This window comes from Sagittula salina (genome assembly GCF_017813235.1).
Taxonomy (GTDB): domain Bacteria; phylum Pseudomonadota; class Alphaproteobacteria; order Rhodobacterales; family Rhodobacteraceae; genus Sagittula; species Sagittula salina.
In genome coordinates this window covers 207809-226388 of record NZ_JAGISH010000003.1, presented here as the reverse complement: position 1 = coordinate 226388, position 18580 = coordinate 207809, and the positions used below count along the sequence as shown (strand labels likewise).

Genomic DNA, 18580 nt, shown 5'->3' with positions numbered 1-18580 from the left:
ATGTGGCGACAATGCGGTAAGCAATCCACAGAGCAATAAGTCTGCCAAATACAAAAAAACCGGCGGACACAGTGGTAGAGCGGTATAGGCATGAACGCGATTGATTTCGTGATCCGGACCAGTGCGGGTGCGGTGGAGCGCGGATCCGTGGGCGGCGATGGGCAGGGCTTCCTTCTCGACGCGGGCTACGGCAACGACATTTCCCTCAATATCAGCCAGTCGGATTTGCGCGGCTATGATCGCGCGGCCAATGACCTGCTGATCACACTCGCCGATGGCCGGGTGATCGTGCTGGAGAACTACTTCAGCGGCGACGGGCCGAACGACGGGCCGAACGACGGGCCGAACGCTGCCAACAGCCGCCTGTTCCTGTCGGCCAACGGCGAACTGAACGAGGTAAGCTTTGTGCAGGCGGAGGGCGGGGCGCTCTTTGCGCAGTACGGGCCGACCGAAAGCTGGGGCAAGTGGAGTCCCTCGGACCAGCTGATCTTTATCGACGAACCGAAGGTGATGCCGCAGGTGGCGGGCGCCTGGGACGGCGAAGAGGAAAACGCGACCATGCTGGCGGCGCTGCCGCTGCTGGGCGGCGTGGGCGGTGGCGGGCTGGGCGCGCTGCTGGGTCTGCCGCTGCTGGCGGGCGTGGGTGGCGGAAGTGGCAGCGACGACAATACCCCGGGCTGGGTCGCGCCGACGGTGAACGCGGCGGCGACCTCATCTGACATCAGCAGCAGTGACCCCGCGCAGGTGGTCGTCACCGGCACGGCGAACCCCGGTTCGGTGGTGGAGATCACGCTGGACGGCGCGACCGTCACGGCCACGGCGCAGCCGGACCGGACGTGGGAGGTGATCTTTGCCGGGGCGGATTTCCCGGCGGACGGCAGCTACCCGGATGTCGACGTGACGGTGACCGATCCCGATGGCACCGTGACGGTGCTGGACGGGCCGAGCTTTGTCATCGACACGACGCCGCCGGCCATCGACATCACCGACGGTACGGTTTCGGTTTCCGAGATCGTCAACGCGGCAGAGCACGCGGGCGGGGTTACCATCGGTGGCACCGGCGAACCGGGCGCCACGCTGACCATCACCATCGGCACGGTAACGGAAACCGGCGTGGTGGATGCGGGCGGCCAATGGTCGTTCACCTTTGACGACACGGTGTTCGAGGCGGGCGAGTACACGCGCGATTTCACCCTGGAGGCGGTGGACGCCTTCGGCAATGCCACAGTGGTCACCGACAGCGTGCAGATCGACACGGTGAACGCTTTGACCCTGACAAACGGCCCGTTGACCGGGGACGACCTGATTTCCGCCGCCGAACACGCGGCGGGCGTGACCCTGACTGGCACCAGCCAGGCGGGATCGACCGTCGTCGTCACGATCGAGGGGCAGTCGCAAAGCGCGGTGACGGATGCCAGCGGCGCGTGGAGCGCCACCTTCGCGGCGACGGACCTGCCGTCCGGCACCTATGCGACGACGGCAGAGATCACCTCCACCGATGCGGCGGGCAACGCGGTGACGCTGAGCCATGTCATTGACGTGGATACGGAGGCGGCCGTCAGCATCGACACCGGATCGGTCGCGGGCGACGGGACCGTCAACGCGGCGGAGTTCGCCGGGCAGGTAACCGTCAACGGCACGGGCGAACCGGGTGCGACGATCCTGCTCGAGTCGGGCTTGAGCGCGCTGGGCACCACCACCGTCGCGGCGGACGGGACCTGGTCGTTGCTGGTGAACCCGGGCCTTTTCGACGGCGCTCCGGGGCATTCGGAGCTGGGTTATGCCAGCACGCTGACGGTGACCTCCACCGACGCGGCCGGGAACACGACGTCGGTCTCGGGGACGGTGCAGGTGGATACCCGCGTCAGCCTCAACCCGCTGATCGCCGATGCCGACGGCACCATCAACGCGGCCGAGCGCGCGGCGGGCCTGCCGGTGATCGGCAGCGCCGAGGCGGGCGCGGTGATCGAACTGACCATCAACGGCACGGTTCTGACCACCACGGCGGCCGCAAACGGTGACTGGACCATGACGGTTCCGGCGGCGCTGATCCCGGAGGGGGTGTCCACCCTCACCGGCATTTTCACCGCCACGGATCTGGCGGGCAATACCGCGGCGCAGACGCTGAGCATGCCGGTGGATACGGTGACGAGCGTCACGATGACCACCGCAACGGTGGAGGGCGACGGCACCATCAACGCCGTCGAACGCGCCGATGGTGTGGTTCTGACCGGCACAACCGAGGCCGGCGCCAGCGTCATCGTGACGGTGAACGGCACCGATTACACAGCCAGCGTGACCGGCACAGGCTGGTCGGTGACCTTGCCCGCCGCCGCGATTCCGCAGGGCGAAACGACGCTTGCGGTGGCAGCCACCTCCACGGACGTGGTCGGCAACAGCGCCACGGTGAACGGGGTGATAGACGTCGACACCGTGACCCGCGTGGCGGTGAACACGGCGGGCGTCGAAGGTGACGGTATCATCAACGCGGCGGAACATGCCGATGGCGTGACCCTGCGCGGCACGGCGGAGCCGGGGGCCAGCGTCATGGTCACGCTGGGCAGCGTGAGCCACGCCGCCACGGTGGACGCGGCCGGCAACTGGAGCGCCAATTTCTCTGCCGCCGAGATCCCCACGGGGGAGCGCACGCTGACCGTCACCGCGCGGGCGACCGACGCGGCGGGCAACGTGGAAACGGCCTCGGGGACGGTGGCGGTGGACACGCTTGTCCGCGACTACGGCATCACCTCGACGCCGGGCGGGGCGGATGGCGTGCTGAACGCCACCGAGCGCGCGACGGGGCTGACCCTGACCGGCACGACCGAACCGGGCAGCACGGTGGTGCTGTCGCTGAACGGGCAGTTGGTGAACGCCACGGTGGACGCCAGCGGCAACTGGACGGCAACCTATGCCGCGAGCCAGCTGCCCTCGGGCGAGACGACGGCGACGCTCACCGCCACGGCCACCGACCTTGCCGGGAATGCCGAAACGCTGTCCCGCAGCATCGCGGTGGACACCGATCCGGGCAACCTGACCATCGACCCGACCCCCATCGAGGGCGACGACGTGGTGAACTTTGCCGAGGCGTCTGACGGGGTGGTGATCACCGGCACTTCCGACCCGGGGCGGTGGGTGGATGTCACGCTGCACGGTGTGACGCATCAGGTGCTGACCGGGGCGAACGGACGCTGGTCCGCGAGTTTCGCGGCGAGCGAGCTGACGCAGGGCACCTATGATGCGGCGATCACCGCGACGATCACCGATCCGGCGGGCAACACGCTGACGCGGACCGACAGCCTGCGCTTTGACACGGAGGTGCAGAACTTTGCCCGGCAGGCGGGCATGGTCGAGGTCGATGATATCATCAACGCCGGCGAGCGCGTCGATGGGCTGACCCTGACCGGCACGACCGAACCGGGGGCGACGGTTGTCGTCAGCTACAACGGCCACGCGCATACGGCCACGGTCGATGCGACCGGCAACTGGTCGGTCGATTTCGCCGCCGGAGAGATCCCGGAAGGCGAGCACCTGGCGCAGGCTGTGGTGGAAACCACCGACGCGGCGGGCAACAGCGCGCAAACCGTGGTGGATTTCCGCGTCGACACGCTGGTGAACACGCTGGATCTGTCTCAGCCGGTCACCACGGACAACGTGGTGAACTTTGCCGAACGCGCGGCGGGGCTGACCCTGACCGGCGACGTGGAGCCGGGATCGACCGTGCAACTGGTCCTGAACGGCGCGACGCATGTGGCGGTGGTCGATGCATCCGGCCACTGGAGCGTCGACATCCCTGCGGCGGATCTGCCCAGCGGCACCGGCACCGCGCCGGTGACGATCACGGCGACGGATGCGGCGGGGAATTCGGCCACGGTGCACGAGGCGCTGGCCTTTGACACGCAGGCCCCCGACACGCTGACGTGGATCGGGGACGGGCGCGACGCCAATGGCGACGTGGACACGGTGCGGATCACGCAGACGGCGGACGACCTATTTATCGGGCGCTTCGACGGGCATGCGGCGAACCCGGTGGTGACAGAGGCGACGGTATCCGACAGCTACAGCATCCGGGGGGGCACCGTTCTGGTCAACGAACTGACAACGCCGGTTTCGGATGGCACGCATCTGGTCATGGCGACGACGGACGCGGCGGGGAACACCTCCGGCGCGTATCTGGTGACGGACGAGGACACCACCAATCAGGTGCCCATGTCCGACAGCATCGCCAACGCGCTGCGCCAGTACAACGTCGACCTGATCGACCTGAACTACGCCGACAACGCCAGCCTGACCATCACCGAGGCGCAGATAAAGGCGCTGTCGGAGGCCTCCGACACGGTGGCGATCCTCGGCAATGCGGACGATTCCGTGACGATCACCGGCGCGCACGCGCAGGGCACGCATACGGAAGGCTCGCAGGTCTACAACGTCTTCTCGCTGGGCGACGCGACCCTGTTGATCGACGACGACATCACCAACGTTCTCGGCGTGGTGTAAGTTATCCGCCTTCCTCGCGGGGGAGGGCGGCGCATCATCCGGAGGCCGGGACAACCGGCCCCGGGTCCCGATTGTAAAACAAAGCGCCGAAACGGGGGCACGGTTATGGGTATGAGCAGGCGCAGTCTGGGGGCATTGACGTTTTTTGTCATGCTGTCGGGCTGCATGAGTGATCTGGGGGAGCAGGTGTCGCGATTCCGCGGATCGGAATCGGTTGCCCCGATGAGGGGCGGCGCACAGAAGGCCGTGGTCAAACCCTCCGATGCCTCCAAGATCATCAACGCTTTGCAATTGCGGCCGTCGGTCGTGATCACCGGCACGCCTTACGCTCAGGTGAGCGACGCGGTGATCGCCTCGGATGCGCGGGTGGCAGAGGCGGAGCTGCGCGTGGCTGAATTGCGCGCTCAGGCGGCGGCAAAGAACTGGCTGCCCAGGATCGGGCCGCGCATCTCGCTGAATTCACTGGGCGATTTCGTGGCGGAACTGGTCGTCAATCAGGTGCTGTTCGACAACGGGCGCAGGCAGGCAGAGCGCGATCTGGCAAAGGCTGACGTCGAACGCGCCGCCGTGCAGCTGGTGGAGGACGGCAACCGCCGGGTCCACGACGCGCTATCGCTTTATATCACGGCAGAAGAGAACCGCGACCTCGCCAACCACCTCGGACGCGCCTACGAGGATATGGCGCGGTTCGAATGGGTCATGCAGCAGCGCGTGAACGGCGGCGTTTCGGATATGTCGGACCTCAACATCCTGCAGCAGAAGCTGGCCACCATCCGGGCGCGCGCGGGCGAGGCGCAGGAGGCCACGGCCTCCGCCATGGCGGAGCTGAACGCCATGGCGGTGCGGCCGCTGACAGAACTGCGCGGCATCGGAGCGCTGCGCGATACCAGCGCGGGTGAGCCGCTGGGCGTGCTGCGCGCGCGAGCCGAACGCGAACAGGCGCTGGCAGAGGCGCGGATCGCGCGGGCGTCGAATCTGCCGGGGCTGGGGGCCAACGCCTCTGTCGACCGGACCGGGACCGTGGGCGGCGCGCTGGAGGTCACGACGGACAACCTCTTTGGCCTCGGTACGCTGGCGGAGTTCAAGGCCATCGAGGCCACCAAGGAGACCGCCGACCGGAAGGTGATCGAGGCGCGCGAGAACGCCGGACGGCAGGTAGCCAGCCAGCAATCGCGGCTGGCGGCCTATACACGGCAGGCGCAGGAGGCGCGCGGCCTGACCACTGCGGCGCGAGACAACTGGACCCTGTTCCAGCGCCAGTTTGAAGGCGGCCAGCGGCAGGTAATGGACGTGGTCGGTACCTACGAGACCTACGCCCGCGCGCTGGAGACGGAGATCGCGCTGAAATACAAGGCGGCGCGCGCCGAGCTGGAACTGGCGCGCCTGCGTGGCGGCCTCGCCGAAGGGGGCGCCCTGTGAGTCAGGTCCTGCACCTTGCGGGCCGTGCCCGTCAGGCCGTGCTGCGCCGCGTGCCAGAGATCGCGCGAGAGACCGCACCGCGCTTTTCCGAAAAGGCCCGCGCGCGCACCGATCTGATCCGGGTCTTTGCCGGACGCCTCGGCGTCGAGGCAAAGGCGACCGACATCCTCGAAGCGCTGTCGCAAAACGCGGGTTGCGACGATTCCTTTGACGCCTACGCGCTGCGCATGGGGGTGGAGGCCGCCGGCCTGCTGGCCCTCACCGACGAACCCGACAGGCTGGTGCCCGGCCTCTGGCCTGCCATCGCGCTGATGCGCAACGGGCAGGCCGTTCTGGTGCTGTCGCAGGATGCCGACGGGCTGACGCTCTACGACGACACCACCGTTTCCCGCCAGTCGGAGGTCGCGCTGGCGGAATTCGTGCGCTTCTTCTCGGGCGAATTGATCCGGGGCGAGGCGCCTGTCGCGCTTCTGTCGGAAAAACACGCGCGCGTGGAGCACAAGAGGCACTGGTTCTGGGGCGAATTCGGGCGCTTTTCCAAGCAGTTCGGCGAAGTCGCGCTGGGATCTCTGGTGGCCAACATGCTGGCGGTGGCCGTGGCGCTGTTCTCCCTTCAGGTCTATGATCGGGTGATCCCGCACCAATCCGAGGCCACGCTTTGGGTGCTGGCGGCGGGTGCCGGGTTGGCGCTGCTGCTCGAAGGGTTCCTGAAGGTCGCGCGCTCGCAACTGTTGGACGGCGCGGGGCGGCAGATCGAACTGGGCGTGCAGGCCATGTTGATGAAACGACTGCTGGGGATGCGGTCGGACCTGCCGGGCCGTTCGCCCGCGCAGCTTTTCGCGGCCATGCGGGAATTCGGGTCCGTCCGGGAATTCTTTACCGCCTCGACGGCGGGGGCGCTGGCCGACATTCCCTTTGTCTTCATCTTCCTGTTGATGGTCTGGTCCATCGCCGGGTCGGTTGTCTGGGTACTGATCGCCGGCGGCGTACTGATGGTCGTGCCGGGATTGCTGTTGCAAAAGAAGATGATCCGTCTGACGCAGGAAATGCAGGGTGCCTCCACCCGCATGTCGCGGCTGCTTCAGGAGGCGGTGGTCGAGCTCGACACGATCAAGACGCAGCGCGCGGAAGACCGTTTCGTAAGGCTCTGGGAAGAGCTGACGGCGGTCCAGGCGCTGAAGTCCTCGGAGCAGCGCAAGTTGGCGGCCACGCTGGGATTCTGGGCGCAGGGGTTGCAACAGGCGACCTACGTCGTTGCGGTCATCACCGGCACCTACCTCGTTTTCGCGGGGGAGTTCACGGTGGGGTCGATCATCGCCACCGGCATCCTGTGTTCGCGCGCGCTGGCGCCGCTCACCCAGCTTTCGGGCATCCTTGCCCGCTGGAGCAACGTGAAATCCGCGCTCGACGGGCTGGATGGTATCGCGGAGGCGGCACAGGACCGGGCGGAGGCGCGGACCTACCTGCGGCGCGAACGGTTTGAGGGTGGCTATGAGCTGGACGGGGCGAGCTATCGCTACGACCCCGAGGGCGCCATGGTGCTGGACCTCAAGGGGCTGAAGATCCTGCCGGGGCAGGTGCTGGCAGTTCTGGGGGCGAATGGCTCGGGGAAGTCGACGCTGCTGAAGCTGCTGACCGGGCTTTATACGCCCGCGACCGGCAAGGTCCTGATCGACGGCACGGAAATGGCGCAGATCGAACCGAAGGATCTGCGGCGCGGCATCGGGTATCTGGGGCAGGACGTGCGGCTGTTTCAGGGATCGCTGCGCGACAACCTGAACCTGTCCCTGCTGGAACGCGACGACGAACGCCTGATGGCGGCGCTGGAGTTCGCGGGGCTGGCGCCCTACGTCCGATCGCATCCGAAGGGGCTGGATCTGGATATCCATGACGGCGGCGAGGGCCTGTCCGTCGGGCAGCGGCAATCGATCGGCTGGGCGCGGCTCTGGCTGCAGGACCCGCGGGTCTGTTTGCTGGACGAACCGACGGCGGCGCTGGATCAGACTTTGGAGAAGGCGCTGATCGCGCGGCTGGACGAATGGCTGGCCGGACGCACGGCGGTGATCGCCACGCATCGCGTGCCGATCCTGCAACTGGCGTCGCGGACGATGATCCTCGCGCAGGGGCGGCTTGCCGTGGACGGGCCGCGCGATCAGGTGCTGGCGCATCTGCGCAAGGGGGCGGCCTGATGACGATATCCTCGACGAATTTGCAGGCGCAGCTGGGGGCAAAGCTGCGCGGGCCGTCGCTTACGATCTGGCTGTGCGCGATTTCGGTTTGGGTCTGCATTATCTGGGCATCGATGGCGTGGCTGGACGAAATCGTGCGGGCGGACGGTGAGATCATCTCGGGCTCGCGCCCGCAGATCATCCAGAACCTCGAAGGCGGCATTTTGGCCGAACTGCTGGTAAAGGAGGGGGACGAGGTCTTGCGGGGCGATGTGTTGGCGCGCCTGCATGGCACGATGTTCCGGTCCTCGGTGGATGACCTGAACGATCAGATCACCGCGCTGGAAATCCGCCGGTTGCGGCTGGAGGCAGAGCTGGCGGGAGGGGCCGTGGTGGCGATTCCGCCGGCGCTGGCGCAGGCGTCGCCCGCCATGGTGGCCAGCGAACAGGCGTTGCTGGCGGCGCGGCAGTCGGATTTCCAGACCCGCCGCGCCGGGGCGCAGAAGGTGCTGGACCAGGCGGCCAGGGAACTGACGCTGCTGGAGGGCCTGCTGGAAAAGAAGGTCGTCGCTCTGATCGAGGTCACCCGCGCGCGCAAGGCTCATGCCGACGCGAAGAAGACCCGCGACGAGATCGTCACCCAGACCGAGCTGATCCGGGCGGAGGAATATTCCGAGACGCTGAAAGAGCTGGCGACGCTGAAACAGAACCTGAAGGGGGCGATGGATCAGTTGACCCGGACGGTGCTGGCATCGCCCATGCACGGGGTGGTGAACAAGCTGTCGGTGACGACGATCGGCGGGGTGGTGCGGCCGGGCGAGGAGATCATGCAGATCATCCCGGTCGACGAGGAACTGTTCGTCGAATCAAAGGTCCGCCCGGAGGACATCGCCAATATCCGGCCCGGCCAGGAGGCGACGATCAAGCTTTCTGCCTATGACTACACGATCTATGGCACGCTGAAGGGACGGGTGGACGTGATCTCGGCCGATACGTACAAGGACGACCGCCGTCCGGAACTACCGCCGCATTACAGAGTGACGGTGCGGGTCGACATGGCGACGCTGACGGACCGGCAGGCGGTGCTCCAGGTGCGCCCGGGGATGCAGGCGCAGGTGGAATTGCACACCGGCGAGAAGACCGTCCTGCAATACCTGCTGAAGCCGCTATACAAGACGCGCGAGGCCTTCCGGGAGCCGTGAAGCGGTGCGCGCTGACGCGCGCGCCTGTTGTCTCGTTCGCCCGCCTGCGGCGGTCTCCTCGGGGGGCCCCCGGCGGCGGTATTTGCGGAACCGAAGAAGAGGGGGGCATGTTTGCCCGGGTTCGGCAGGACATCGGTGGTGCTGGGTGGGGCGCGGAGCGCGGCGGCCGGCGTCAGCCGTCGGAGTCCATCCAGATCGTCACGGGGCCGTCGTTGACAAGGCTCACCGCCATATCGGCGCCAAAGCGGCCCGTGGCCACGGGGATGCCCTGCGCCGCCAACTGCCCGGCGAAATGTTCATAAAGGCGTTCGCCGTCTGCCGGAGGGGCTGCGGCGGAGAAGCCGGGGCGGTTGCCCCGCGCGGTGTCGGCGGCCAGCGTGAACTGGCTGACCACGAGGGCTCTGCCCGCGATGTCCCGAAGCGAGCGGTTCATGCGCCCCTCGGCGTCCTGGAAGATGCGCAGTTTGGCGATCTTGGCGGCGAGCTTGTCGGCCTGCGCGTCCGTGTCGCCCTGCATGGCGCAGACAAGGATCAGCAGGCCCGGCCCGATCTGGCCCACGGTTTCCGCGCCCACGTCCACCCGAGCATGGCTGACGCGCTGGATCAGAACCCTCACAGTTCGTGTTCCCACGGCGGGTTGGCCCCGGCGCGGGAAACGGTGATGGCGGCCGCCTGCGCGCCCAGTTCGGCGGCGGGGGCGAGGTCGTCGAGCCACGCGGCGGCGAGTTTCTCGCGCGACATGAGACCGTCGCGTTCCAACCCGGCGAGGAAGCCCGCGTTGAAGGTGTCGCCCGCGCCAACGGTGTCGACCACATCGACCTTTTGCGCCTGGACGGTCTTTACGCCCTCCCGGCTGTGCATATCCACGCCCTCGGCGCCCCTGGTCACCAGTACCAGGGCCGCCCCGTCCTGCAGCAGCGCGGCAGGGGTGGTGTCGAGCCAGGCCATGTCCTCGTCCGAGATCTTCACGATGTCGGCGCGTGCGAGCATGGCGGCCAGGCGGGCGCGGTAACGCGCCTCGTCGGTGATGAAGCCGGGACGGATGTTCGGGTCGATCATCACGACGCGGTCCCCCGCGCGGGCGCAGAAGGCGGCGTATGTATCGGCGGCGGGTTCGCCCACGAGGGAGATGCCACCGAAGAACAGCGCCTTCGTGCCCTCGTCGAGGGAGGGGATGTCTTCTTCGGACAGCATCCGCCCGGCGGTGTTTTCATCGTAGAAGGCATAGGTGGCGTGGCCGTCCTGCAAGGTGACGAAGGCCAGGGTCGTGGGCCGGGAGGAGAAGGCGCAGGAGCTGCTGTCGACCTTGGAGGCAGCCAGCGTATCGGTCAGGATCTTGCCGAAGAGGTCATCGGAGACCCCGCCGAAGTAGCCCGCCGGCGCGCCGAGTCGACCCAGCGCGATGGCGGTGTTCATGACCGCGCCGCCCGCGTAGGGGGCGAAAGCGGGTTCACCCCCGGTGGTTTCGCGGGGGAGCATGTCGATCAGGGATTCGCCGCAGCAGAGGATCATGGTCAGCCGTCCTGTAAAGGAGTTTTACGCTATCTAGCAGGGTGTGGGTGGTTGGCGGAAGGGCAAACTTGACGCGCGTCAAGAAGCCTGGCCGTTCTGGGCAAGAAGGTAACCGACTCCGGCAGCAACGATAAGGCCGAGGATCACCGCCGCGGCGATCTTCCAGGCCGACCACGGGCGTTCGCCCTGCACCCGGCCGGTGCGGCCGTTCACCACGAAGCGGAAGGTCTTGCCTTGGTATTTGTAGGCGGCGAGCCAGACCGGCAGCAGGACGTGCTTGAAGGTGACATCGGACACGTCGGTGTCGATCCGGTGGATGCGCTGGCGATCGCCGCCGATGTCGAATTTCACGTCGCGCTCGATCTGGCGGTCGATCTTTTCCCGCGCCTCGGCAAAGCCCTCGTCGAGGTCTACCTGATAGCCCTCGGCGCGGAACCCGGCGAGAAATTCAGGGCGGTAGGGTTCCATGGCGGTCAGATCCCATGGTTCGAGCGCGTCGGTGAAGCGTTTTGGCAGCGACTTCGAAGCCAGCACCAGCACGTCATCGAAGAAGCGCGAGACGCGGCCCGAGGCGGGCGTCCAGCGGACCTTTTGGACCTGCACCTGCGTCCGCTTGCCATCACGCATCACGGTCCGGGTTTCGTAGTAGACGGTGCCGCGCGCACCCGAGTAGCGCGACGCAGTCCGCGCGTCATAAGTCCAGTATGGCACGTAGATGCCCTGCATCCTGCGGCCCTTGCGGGCGTAGTCCTGCAGGCCGTTGGGCGCGAACCAGAGGCGGCCGAGCCATTTGGTCATGGCGTTCCGCGCGGCCTCTTCGTCCAGCGAGAAGGGCAGGAGGCCGCGGGGTTTGATATGCCGGTGGATGCCGGTGTCGGTGACCACCGGCGTGGCGCAGAAGGGGCATTCCGTGGCGTGCACATCAGCGGCCAACTCGATCTGGGCGGCGCAGTTCGGGCAGGTGGTGACGCGGGTTTCCTCCATCTCCTGCAAGGGCAGGAGGTTGCGGATCGCCGCGTCGAAGTCGAGTTCCTTGATGCCGCCTTCCCAGGGACCGGTCTGTTCGACGACATCGCGGGTGGACCCGCAGAAGTCGCAGATCAGCATCATCCTTTCGGGGTCAAAGCGGTAGTCGGCGCCACATTGGTCGCAGGGGAAGCGGTGTTCCTCGTTGCCCCTGGGGGGCGCGGCGGGTGGTGTGTCGGTCATCAAAGGCGTCCCTGCGGTGGGTTTGCCCCCATCCTATGCGTTGGGACGGCAGGGAAAAGGGGGAAACGCGGGTATGCCGTCCGAGGTGGGGTGCCGCTGCTTCCACATCATGTGTCCGCGACAGGGATTCGCGCGTGGAGGGCGGCTTTCGCGGGGCGAGAAACGGGCCGAATGGACCGCAAGGTCCCTTGTCGTGGCAATGGGCGGCGTTAGGGTCGGAGCATACGACGGGGGAGATCTCATGCGGTGCATTGGCCTTGGTCTGATGGTGGCATTGGCGGCGGGTGCCGTGCGGGCGGAAGAGGCCGTCTGGCAATTCCTCTGGCAGGGCGGGGGCGGCTACACGGTGCGCGGCGGCCTGTCCTACGATGCTTCGCTCGTGACCGGGGCGGTCGTGCGGGGCGACGATCTGACGTGCTTTTTCATCGAGGGGCTGAAGGATGGCGGTCCGGTGGGCCGCTGGGGCCTCGCCATGCTGAACGAGAAGACATGGTGGCGGCTGAACTTCGCGCCGGTGCCGGGGGCGTTCCTGGTGGAAGGCATGGGCGTGGACATGCCGCAGGCGTGGAACATGGACGGTTTCGGGACGAGCTGCGGGGCGGGGGGCTTTGGTTTCAACATCGGGAACGCGGCGCAGGATATCTGCATCGATGGAACGCTGATCGTCGAAAGCCAGATCGATCCGTTCCGGTCGTTTCCGGCCGAGCGCGCGCCGGGTCTGCGGTTTCCACCCTACGCCTGTGTCGGACCGGACCTGATGAGCGCGCTGGAGTAGGGGAGTGCTTTGCGTCTGGCTCAGCGGGCGGGCCTGACGGGGACTTTGCCCGCGCCGCGCGGCCCGGGCAGTCAAGCCCAGAAGGGGCTCTGCCCCCGTCGCGCAGGCGCGACTCCCCCGCGGTATTTCGGAACCGAAGAAGCCGGGGGAGGCGCGTGGGCGGCGGTCGTGGCACAACCGCCCGGCGAGGAGCCGGACGCGGAATGGTGTTGGGTTACATCGGCGGCGGGGGCGGGGGCATGACGGTGAAGAGCTGGGCGAGTTCGTTGATCTCGCTGGCTTTCTTCCAGCCGTCCTGGCCCTGTGTCCAGACGTGGGTGTCACGGTCGAATTCGCCGGTGGAGACCATCTTGCCGAGATCCGCCTTCGAGAAGGGGCCGGAGGTCTGGCCTGCCCTGGCAATGTGCCAGACGTGTTCCACCGGCGGAGGGGGCGGCGGCGCGGCGGAGGCGACCGTCTGTGGCGGCTGCTGGCCGGCCATGCCCTGAGCCATGTTCTGGGCCATGTTCTGGGCCATGTTCATCCCCATGCCCGCGCCGAAGCCCATGCCCATGGACTGATCCATGGCGCCGCCCTGACCCATGGCCTCTGCGGCCTTCCACTTCATGTGGTCGTCGAGGTTGCCCGCCAGTCCGCGCGACGTGCGCGCGTCGAGCGCCTTCTCGACCTCCGGCGGGAGGGAGATATTCTCGATATACATCTCCGGCAGCGACAGGCCGTAAGCCTTGATCGTGGGCTCGATGGCCTGGGCGATCAGCGCACCCACCTCGCCGGTGTTCGCGGCCATGTCGAGTACCGGGATGCCGGATCGGGCGATCGCCTGACTGAACTGCTGCACGATGACGTTGCGGATCTGGAAGGCGACTTCGTCGGTGGTGAACTCGCCATCGGTGCCGACGATTTCCCGCATGAAGACACCGGGGTCGGAGACCTTGATGGCGTAGGTGCCGAAGGCGCGGATACGCACCGGACCGAATTCGGGATCGCGCAGCATGATGGGGTTCTTCGTGCCCCACTTCAGGTTGGTGAAGCGGTTCGTGTTGACGAAGTAGATCTCGGACTTGAAGGGCGACTGGAAGCCGTGGTGCCAGTGCTGCAGCGAGGTCATGATCGGCATGTTGTTGGTTTCGAGCATGTACATGCCCGGCGGGAAGATATCGGCCATCTGGCCTTCGTGGATGAAGACGGCGGTCTGGCCTTCGCGCACGGTCAGCTTTGCGCCGTACTTTATTTCGTGGCCTTCGCGTTCAAAGCGCCACACCAGCGTGTCGCGCGTGTCGTCTGTCCAGTGGATGACGTCGATGAACTGGCCCTTGAGGAAGTCGAAAATGGCCATGGGTAGTCCTCCGTCTTGGAATGTCAGGTGGGCGTGTCGCCGCCGGTGAGGGCGGTGGCGCGTTCCTGCACGATGGGAAGGGCCTGTTCCGCCCGCATTCCGGGGCGCAGGCGGGGATCGTAGAGGATCTGCAGCATCATTGCATCCTGCGTCGTCAGGTAGGCGAATTCGTCATCGTCGTTGAAGATCGAGGGCCGGGCGGTGGGGCTGTCGTTGGTCAGGCCAAAGCCCTGGCTCAGTTCCTCGTGGATGCAGGAGCGGCGCATCAGCTCCGGGTGTTCGGAGCGGATCACCGCAACGGCGGAGCCGTAATCGTAGCCGCCGTTCTCCGTCGCAAAGGCGACCACGAGACAGTGGATGCCGCGCGGCAGGTTGCGCAGCAGCCGCAGCGCCGAGGGGTTCACGTCCGGCACGATCTGGCGGATGCGGTCGGCGACATAGCCGTGGTCGTCCTGCGCGGCAAATATCACATGGAAGTTGGCCGATTTCGGCGTCACTGCGATGTCATGGCCGGTGATCCCGCGCAGGCGATTGGCGAATTTCGTGACCTCGGCCGTGTCCCAGCCGCGCTGGTCGACCGGCACGTTGGGCGTGAATTCGGTGTGCAGGCGCACCGGCTGCGTCCATTTCTTCACCGCAGAGGCGGCGCCACCGGAGGGGCGCAGGCCCTGCCCGCGGACGTATTCCTCCTGCAGGGCGACGGCCATGAAGTTGCGCACCAGCATGGTGTCGGTAAAGGGCGCGTCCGGGCCGCCGCCGTCGGTCCGCAGCAAGCCCTGCGCCAGCAGGTCGGTCTGGACGCGGGAATAGTACGCCGCCATTTCGCGGCTGGCGGCGGATTGTTCAGGGCCAGCCGGCGCGGCGGGGCGGGGTGCTACGACGCCAGCGGGGCGCGCCTCTGGCGTAATCGTGGTTTGGCGCGGCGCGATAGGGGAGGTCGCGCAGCCCGTGAGGGCCACGCAACAGAGGAAGGCCAGAGCCTTCGAACGTCGGGTCATGGTCAGGACGGCACCGAAGTGGCGGCGACGTCGCCTGTGCCGGTCTTGCGCGCCTTGGCCGCGGCCAGCGTGTCGCGCAACTCGTGTTCCATCTTCTTCAGTTCCTCCTCGGCCTTGGCGCGGCGCGCCTTGCCCTCGTCCGCGATGCGCAGGGAATCCTCGATGGTACCGATCAGGTCGGCGTTGGCCTGCTTCACCGCCTCGATGTCGAAAACGCCGCGCTCCATTTCCTCGCGGATCACCCTGTTGCTGTCGCGCAGGTTGCTGGCATTGGAGGTCAGAAGCTCGTTGGTCAGGTCGTTGGCGTCGCGCACGGCGGCGGCGGCCTGCTTCGAACGCTGGATGGTAACCGCCTGCGCCAGCTGGGTCTCCCAAAGCGGCACGGTGTTGACCAGCGTCGAATTGATCTTGGTCACGAGGCTCTTGTCGTTCTCCTGAACGAGGCGGATCGAGGGCAGGGACTGCATGGTGACCTGCCGCGTCAGCTTCAGATCGTGCACCCGGCGTTCGAGGTCGTCGCGGGCGCCGCGCAGGTCGCGCAACTCCTGCGCTTTCATCACCTGATCGCCTTCCTCGGCGATCTGGACAGCGTTTTCCTTTGCGGGGATCACGATGCCGTCGAGTTCCGCAAGCTTTTCTTCGCCCGCCGCGATATAGAGCGCGAGTTCGTCATAGAACTGCAGGGTCTTTTCATAGAGCAGGTCGAGCGACTTGATGTCCTTCAGAAGGCCGTGCTCGTGCTTCAGGAGGTCGTCGGTTACCTTGTCGATCTGCGCCTGCACGGTTTCATAACGCGCGGTGAACTTGGCGAAGGGGGCGGCACGGCCGATCAGCTTTTCCCACCACGACCGGTCGCGGCGGACGTCAAGCTCGGAGACGGAAAAGCCGCGGATCGAGGTTACGATGGAGCGCAGCGAGTCGCCGGCCGGGCCCACGTCCTTGTTGCGGACATCGGTCAGCATGGCCTGCGAAATCGTCTGCAATTCGGCCTGCGCGGCGGAGCCAAAGGACACGATGGAATTCGTGTCCGACATGTCGATCTCGTCCATCCGGGCGCGGATTTCCTCCGAGGTTTCGGCCGGGGCTTCCTTCAGCGGCACGATTGCGTTGGCGTCGGCCGGTTCGGGCAGTACGACGGAATTGACTTCATCGACCATCTGAAGCGTCTTTTCCGCTTCCTGACGCACGTTCTCGGACATGGATGGGATCCCCCGTTTCCTGTTGTTCTGACGTTCTAACGCATCTCGCGTGAGAGATGCACACCTTCGCGCTGCAGACGATCCCGAAGCACTTCGATCTCGACGTTCAAATCGGCATTGTCGTCGAGCAACAGCGCGCGGTGCTTCTGGTCAAAGCTTGCCTCAAGGTCGGTGAGCAGCATCATGAAGTCCGACTTTGCGCTGCGGTCGCGGCTGCGGGCGTAGACATCGGCGAACTTCGCGGCGGCGTCGCGGGCACCCATCAGGTAGACGCCCAGAAATTTGCGCGCGGCGGTGAGGTCACGGGGGTCTTCCTCGACCGTGCGGATCATCTCGCGGACCTTGGCGGCAAGGCGCTCCACGCGGGCCTCGACCTGCGCGTCGTCGGCGCGCTTCACCGCGTCGGCCATGGCGGTCAGATGGGCCTCCGCCTCGTCGACCACGCGGGCGACGCGATCCTGCTGGAAGCTGTCGATGCCCTCCATGCCCTTATCCGACATCGGGTCGATGCCGAAGGCGGCGAAATGCAGCGCCGTCGCGGCGAACCCGAAGAGGACGGGCGCCACGATACCCTGATGGGCGCGCCAAACGGCGAGGCCAACGCCCGCGCCGCACAACAGTGCGGCAAAGATCTTGCGCGGTATGGCGGGGCGGCGGGCGACCTTGCGATCGTGGTAGGCCGCCTCCGCCTTCAGCCCGTCGCGCAGGAGCCAAGCCCCCAGCACCAACGCCGCGGCACCGGCAAGCCCGGCGAGCATGGCGACGGGCGGACTGCCCAATGCGAAAAACGCCAGCATCACGCCAGGGATGAACATCACATTGGAGCGCGCACCGGCAGGCGCCACCTTTGCCCCGCGATAGGCGGGCGCTGCGTCGCTGCGCGCGGTGGGCCGATCGGCATGGGGCATGGCGTCGGGCGCGCTGCCGTCGGGGCTGAACTTTCCGCCAAAACGCTTGGCCATCAGACGCCACCCAACCAGCCGGTGACGGCTCCGAACAGGAGCACGATCAACAAGACATAACTGACCTTCTGCAGGGCGTTTCCGGACATCGTAGGGGGCCTCCGGCACTCTTCGTACGTCCAAAACTTAGGAAGTTATTGCTGGGGTTGCTAGGGGGAACCGTGCAATGGCAGCATCATGGTACCAAGACCGCAGGTCGAAAAAGAGGCTCGTGTCCCGCAGGGCGGGTCAGGCGAGGTTATGGCGCGGCATCCGGTCCAGCAGCAGGTCGGCCTCCAGCTCGAAGGCGTCCTTGTCGCCGCGTACGCGGGTCTTGCGGGCGGAGGTTTCAAAGCTCTCGGTCATGACCTCGAGCTTTGCCAGGTAGCGGCGGCGGACGAAGACAGAGCTCTTCTCCGGGTCTTCGCCGCAGAGGCGATTGGCCTCCGCATCAAGCAAGCCGATGAACTTCGCCACCGGGCGTTCGATCCGGGACAGCGCGTGAGGGTCGCGGGCAAGGCTGCGCAGCATCCGCATGACGAGACTGCGCGCGGCCTCTGTCCGGCGTGTGATCTCAAGGTCCTCCAGCATGGCGACACGGTCGGCGATCTGTGCCAGCGCGTGGTCGGCGCGGGACAGTGTTTCTTCGGCGACATCGTCCTCCGCAGCGATCGGCTGGGCCACGCCGGGCTTGTCCCGAATGGGGTCCATGCCGAAGGCCGCGAGGCCAAGTCCGAAGCCCAGAAAGCCAATGAGCAATGGCAGGAACAGGCTGTGGAAGTGGTGCCCGGCCAGCACCGTTACCATGACTCCCAGAAGCAGCGAGCCCAGCAGTTTGCGCGGCAGGCGCGGAGCGCGGGCACCCGGCGTCGCGTCGTAGAGACGATGACAGCGCTGGCCCGCGTTGATCAGGCGCAGCGCGAGCGAGAGAATCCACAGTTCCACCATTGCCGTGGCAATGGCGCTGAAGGAGCCCTGAAACAGCCATGCGAACAGCGGGAAAGCGGCGAGGAACAGGATGTTCAGGCCGGAATCCGTCGCCGCCTGGTCTGGCGGCGGTTCGCTGGCGCGATTGTGGATCAGGGCGCGGGGCATCGGTGCGGGTGTCTCAAAGAAAGCTGAGTGTGAAGATCAGGAGCCACAGCAGCGCGAAGGCCATGCGCGGGATCATCTGTCCGCTCACCCGCGCCCGGACAGCGCAGGAAGAGATCGTTGCAAGGGTATCCTGCACGACCACGCGCAGGTTTCCGAGAACCAGCAGCGCCGATCCGAAGAGGATGAGAAGGGCCAGTGTCGTTGTCATCATGTGCCCACCCTGTTGGCCAAA

At 66.6% G+C, this 18580-nt stretch carries 14 protein-coding genes; 5 read left to right on the top strand and 9 right to left on the bottom strand.

Annotated features, from left to right (window positions below; genetic code table 11):
- Positions 1 to 90: 90 nt before the first annotated feature.
- From J5474_RS07275 to J5474_RS07260, 4 genes are all read left to right on the top strand, one after another.
- Positions 91 to 4494, top strand: a complete 4404-nt coding sequence (locus J5474_RS07275; protein WP_209360145.1) for an Ig-like domain-containing protein — start codon at positions 91 to 93, stop codon at positions 4492 to 4494.
- 111 nt (positions 4495 to 4605) lie between these two features.
- Positions 4606 to 5913, top strand: coding sequence for a TolC family protein (locus J5474_RS07270; RefSeq protein ID WP_209360144.1), 1308 nt, complete (start codon positions 4606 to 4608; stop codon positions 5911 to 5913).
- 50 nt (positions 5914 to 5963) lie between these two features.
- Positions 5964 to 8102, top strand: coding sequence for an ATP-binding cassette domain-containing protein (locus tag J5474_RS07265; protein WP_483414421.1), 2139 nt, complete (start codon positions 5964 to 5966; stop codon positions 8100 to 8102).
- Positions 8102 to 9283, top strand: coding sequence for a beta-barrel domain-containing protein (locus J5474_RS07260; RefSeq protein WP_209360143.1), 1182 nt, complete (start codon positions 8102 to 8104; stop codon positions 9281 to 9283). Before J5474_RS07265 ends, J5474_RS07260 begins: the two co-directional genes overlap by 1 nt.
- Positions 9284 to 9455: 172 nt before the next feature.
- Here the strand turns inward: J5474_RS07260 and dtd are convergent, their stop codons facing one another.
- From dtd to J5474_RS07245, 3 genes are all read right to left on the bottom strand, one after another.
- The gene (dtd, locus tag J5474_RS07255; protein ID WP_209360142.1) at positions 9456 to 9899 is read right to left on the bottom strand and encodes a D-aminoacyl-tRNA deacylase; all 444 of its coding nucleotides are present in this window, start codon (positions 9897 to 9899) and stop codon (positions 9456 to 9458) included.
- On the bottom strand, positions 9896 to 10795 hold the full coding sequence (locus tag J5474_RS07250) for a carbohydrate kinase family protein (RefSeq protein WP_209360141.1): 900 nt from the start codon (positions 10793 to 10795) through the stop codon (positions 9896 to 9898). Before J5474_RS07250 ends, dtd begins: the two co-directional genes overlap by 4 nt.
- A gap of 78 nt (positions 10796 to 10873) precedes the next feature.
- Positions 10874 to 12004 (bottom strand): TFIIB-type zinc ribbon-containing protein, encoded by a 1131-nt coding sequence (locus J5474_RS07245; RefSeq protein WP_209360140.1) that lies wholly within the window; start codon positions 12002 to 12004, stop codon positions 10874 to 10876.
- Between the two features lie 241 nt (positions 12005 to 12245).
- Here J5474_RS07245 and J5474_RS07240 point away from each other — a divergent pair, with 241 nt between their 5' ends.
- On the top strand, positions 12246 to 12779 hold the full coding sequence (locus J5474_RS07240; RefSeq protein WP_209360139.1) for a hypothetical protein: 534 nt from the start codon (positions 12246 to 12248) through the stop codon (positions 12777 to 12779).
- 214 nt (positions 12780 to 12993) lie between these two features.
- On the opposite strand, the gene J5474_RS07235 is transcribed toward J5474_RS07240, so the two are convergent.
- The 6 genes from J5474_RS07235 to J5474_RS07210 form a co-directional block, all read right to left on the bottom strand.
- Positions 12994 to 14115, bottom strand: coding sequence for an SPFH domain-containing protein (locus J5474_RS07235; protein WP_209360138.1), 1122 nt, complete (start codon positions 14113 to 14115; stop codon positions 12994 to 12996).
- 23 nt (positions 14116 to 14138) lie between these two features.
- Entirely contained in the window at positions 14139 to 15113 is a 975-nt protein-coding gene (locus tag J5474_RS07230; protein ID WP_209360137.1) for a DUF2927 domain-containing protein, read from the bottom strand.
- Positions 15114 to 15115: 2 nt separating this feature from the next.
- Positions 15116 to 16312: a toxic anion resistance protein gene (locus tag J5474_RS07225; RefSeq protein WP_209360136.1), complete on the bottom strand. Its 1197-nt coding sequence runs from the start codon at positions 16310 to 16312 to the stop codon at positions 15116 to 15118.
- A gap of 35 nt (positions 16313 to 16347) precedes the next feature.
- Positions 16348 to 17274, bottom strand: a complete 927-nt coding sequence (locus tag J5474_RS07220; protein ID WP_209360135.1) for a 5-bromo-4-chloroindolyl phosphate hydrolysis family protein — start codon at positions 17272 to 17274, stop codon at positions 16348 to 16350.
- A gap of 228 nt (positions 17275 to 17502) precedes the next feature.
- Positions 17503 to 18348: a hypothetical protein gene (locus J5474_RS07215; RefSeq protein WP_209360134.1), complete on the bottom strand. Its 846-nt coding sequence runs from the start codon at positions 18346 to 18348 to the stop codon at positions 17503 to 17505.
- Between the two features lie 13 nt (positions 18349 to 18361).
- Entirely contained in the window at positions 18362 to 18559 is a 198-nt protein-coding gene (locus tag J5474_RS07210) for a hypothetical protein (protein WP_209360133.1), read from the bottom strand.
- Between the last annotated feature and the right edge of the window lie 21 nt (positions 18560 to 18580).

Excerpts from the sequence above, each read along its gene's own strand:
- J5474_RS07275 (WP_209360145.1), top strand. The coding sequence starts at position 91 with ATGAACGCGATTGATTTCGTGATCCGGACCAGTGCGGGTGCGGTGGAG.
- J5474_RS07270 (WP_209360144.1), top strand. The coding sequence starts at position 4,606 with ATGAGCAGGCGCAGTCTGGGGGCATTGACGTTTTTTGTCATGCTGTCG.
- J5474_RS07260 (WP_209360143.1), top strand. The coding sequence starts at position 8,102 with ATGACGATATCCTCGACGAATTTGCAGGCGCAGCTGGGGGCAAAGCTG.
- J5474_RS07250 (WP_209360141.1), bottom strand. The coding sequence starts at position 10,795 with ATGATCCTCTGCTGCGGCGAATCCCTGATCGACATGCTCCCCCGCGAA.
- J5474_RS07245 (WP_209360140.1), bottom strand. The coding sequence starts at position 12,004 with ATGACCGACACACCACCCGCCGCGCCCCCCAGGGGCAACGAGGAACAC.
- J5474_RS07240 (WP_209360139.1), top strand. The coding sequence starts at position 12,246 with ATGCGGTGCATTGGCCTTGGTCTGATGGTGGCATTGGCGGCGGGTGCC.
- J5474_RS07235 (WP_209360138.1), bottom strand. The coding sequence starts at position 14,115 with ATGGCCATTTTCGACTTCCTCAAGGGCCAGTTCATCGACGTCATCCAC.
- J5474_RS07230 (WP_209360137.1), bottom strand. The coding sequence starts at position 15,113 with ATGACCCGACGTTCGAAGGCTCTGGCCTTCCTCTGTTGCGTGGCCCTC.
- J5474_RS07225 (WP_209360136.1), bottom strand. The coding sequence starts at position 16,312 with ATGTCCGAGAACGTGCGTCAGGAAGCGGAAAAGACGCTTCAGATGGTC.
- J5474_RS07220 (WP_209360135.1), bottom strand. The coding sequence starts at position 17,274 with ATGGCCAAGCGTTTTGGCGGAAAGTTCAGCCCCGACGGCAGCGCGCCC.
- J5474_RS07215 (WP_209360134.1), bottom strand. The coding sequence starts at position 18,348 with ATGCCCCGCGCCCTGATCCACAATCGCGCCAGCGAACCGCCGCCAGAC.
- J5474_RS07210 (WP_209360133.1), bottom strand. The coding sequence starts at position 18,559 with ATGATGACAACGACACTGGCCCTTCTCATCCTCTTCGGATCGGCGCTG.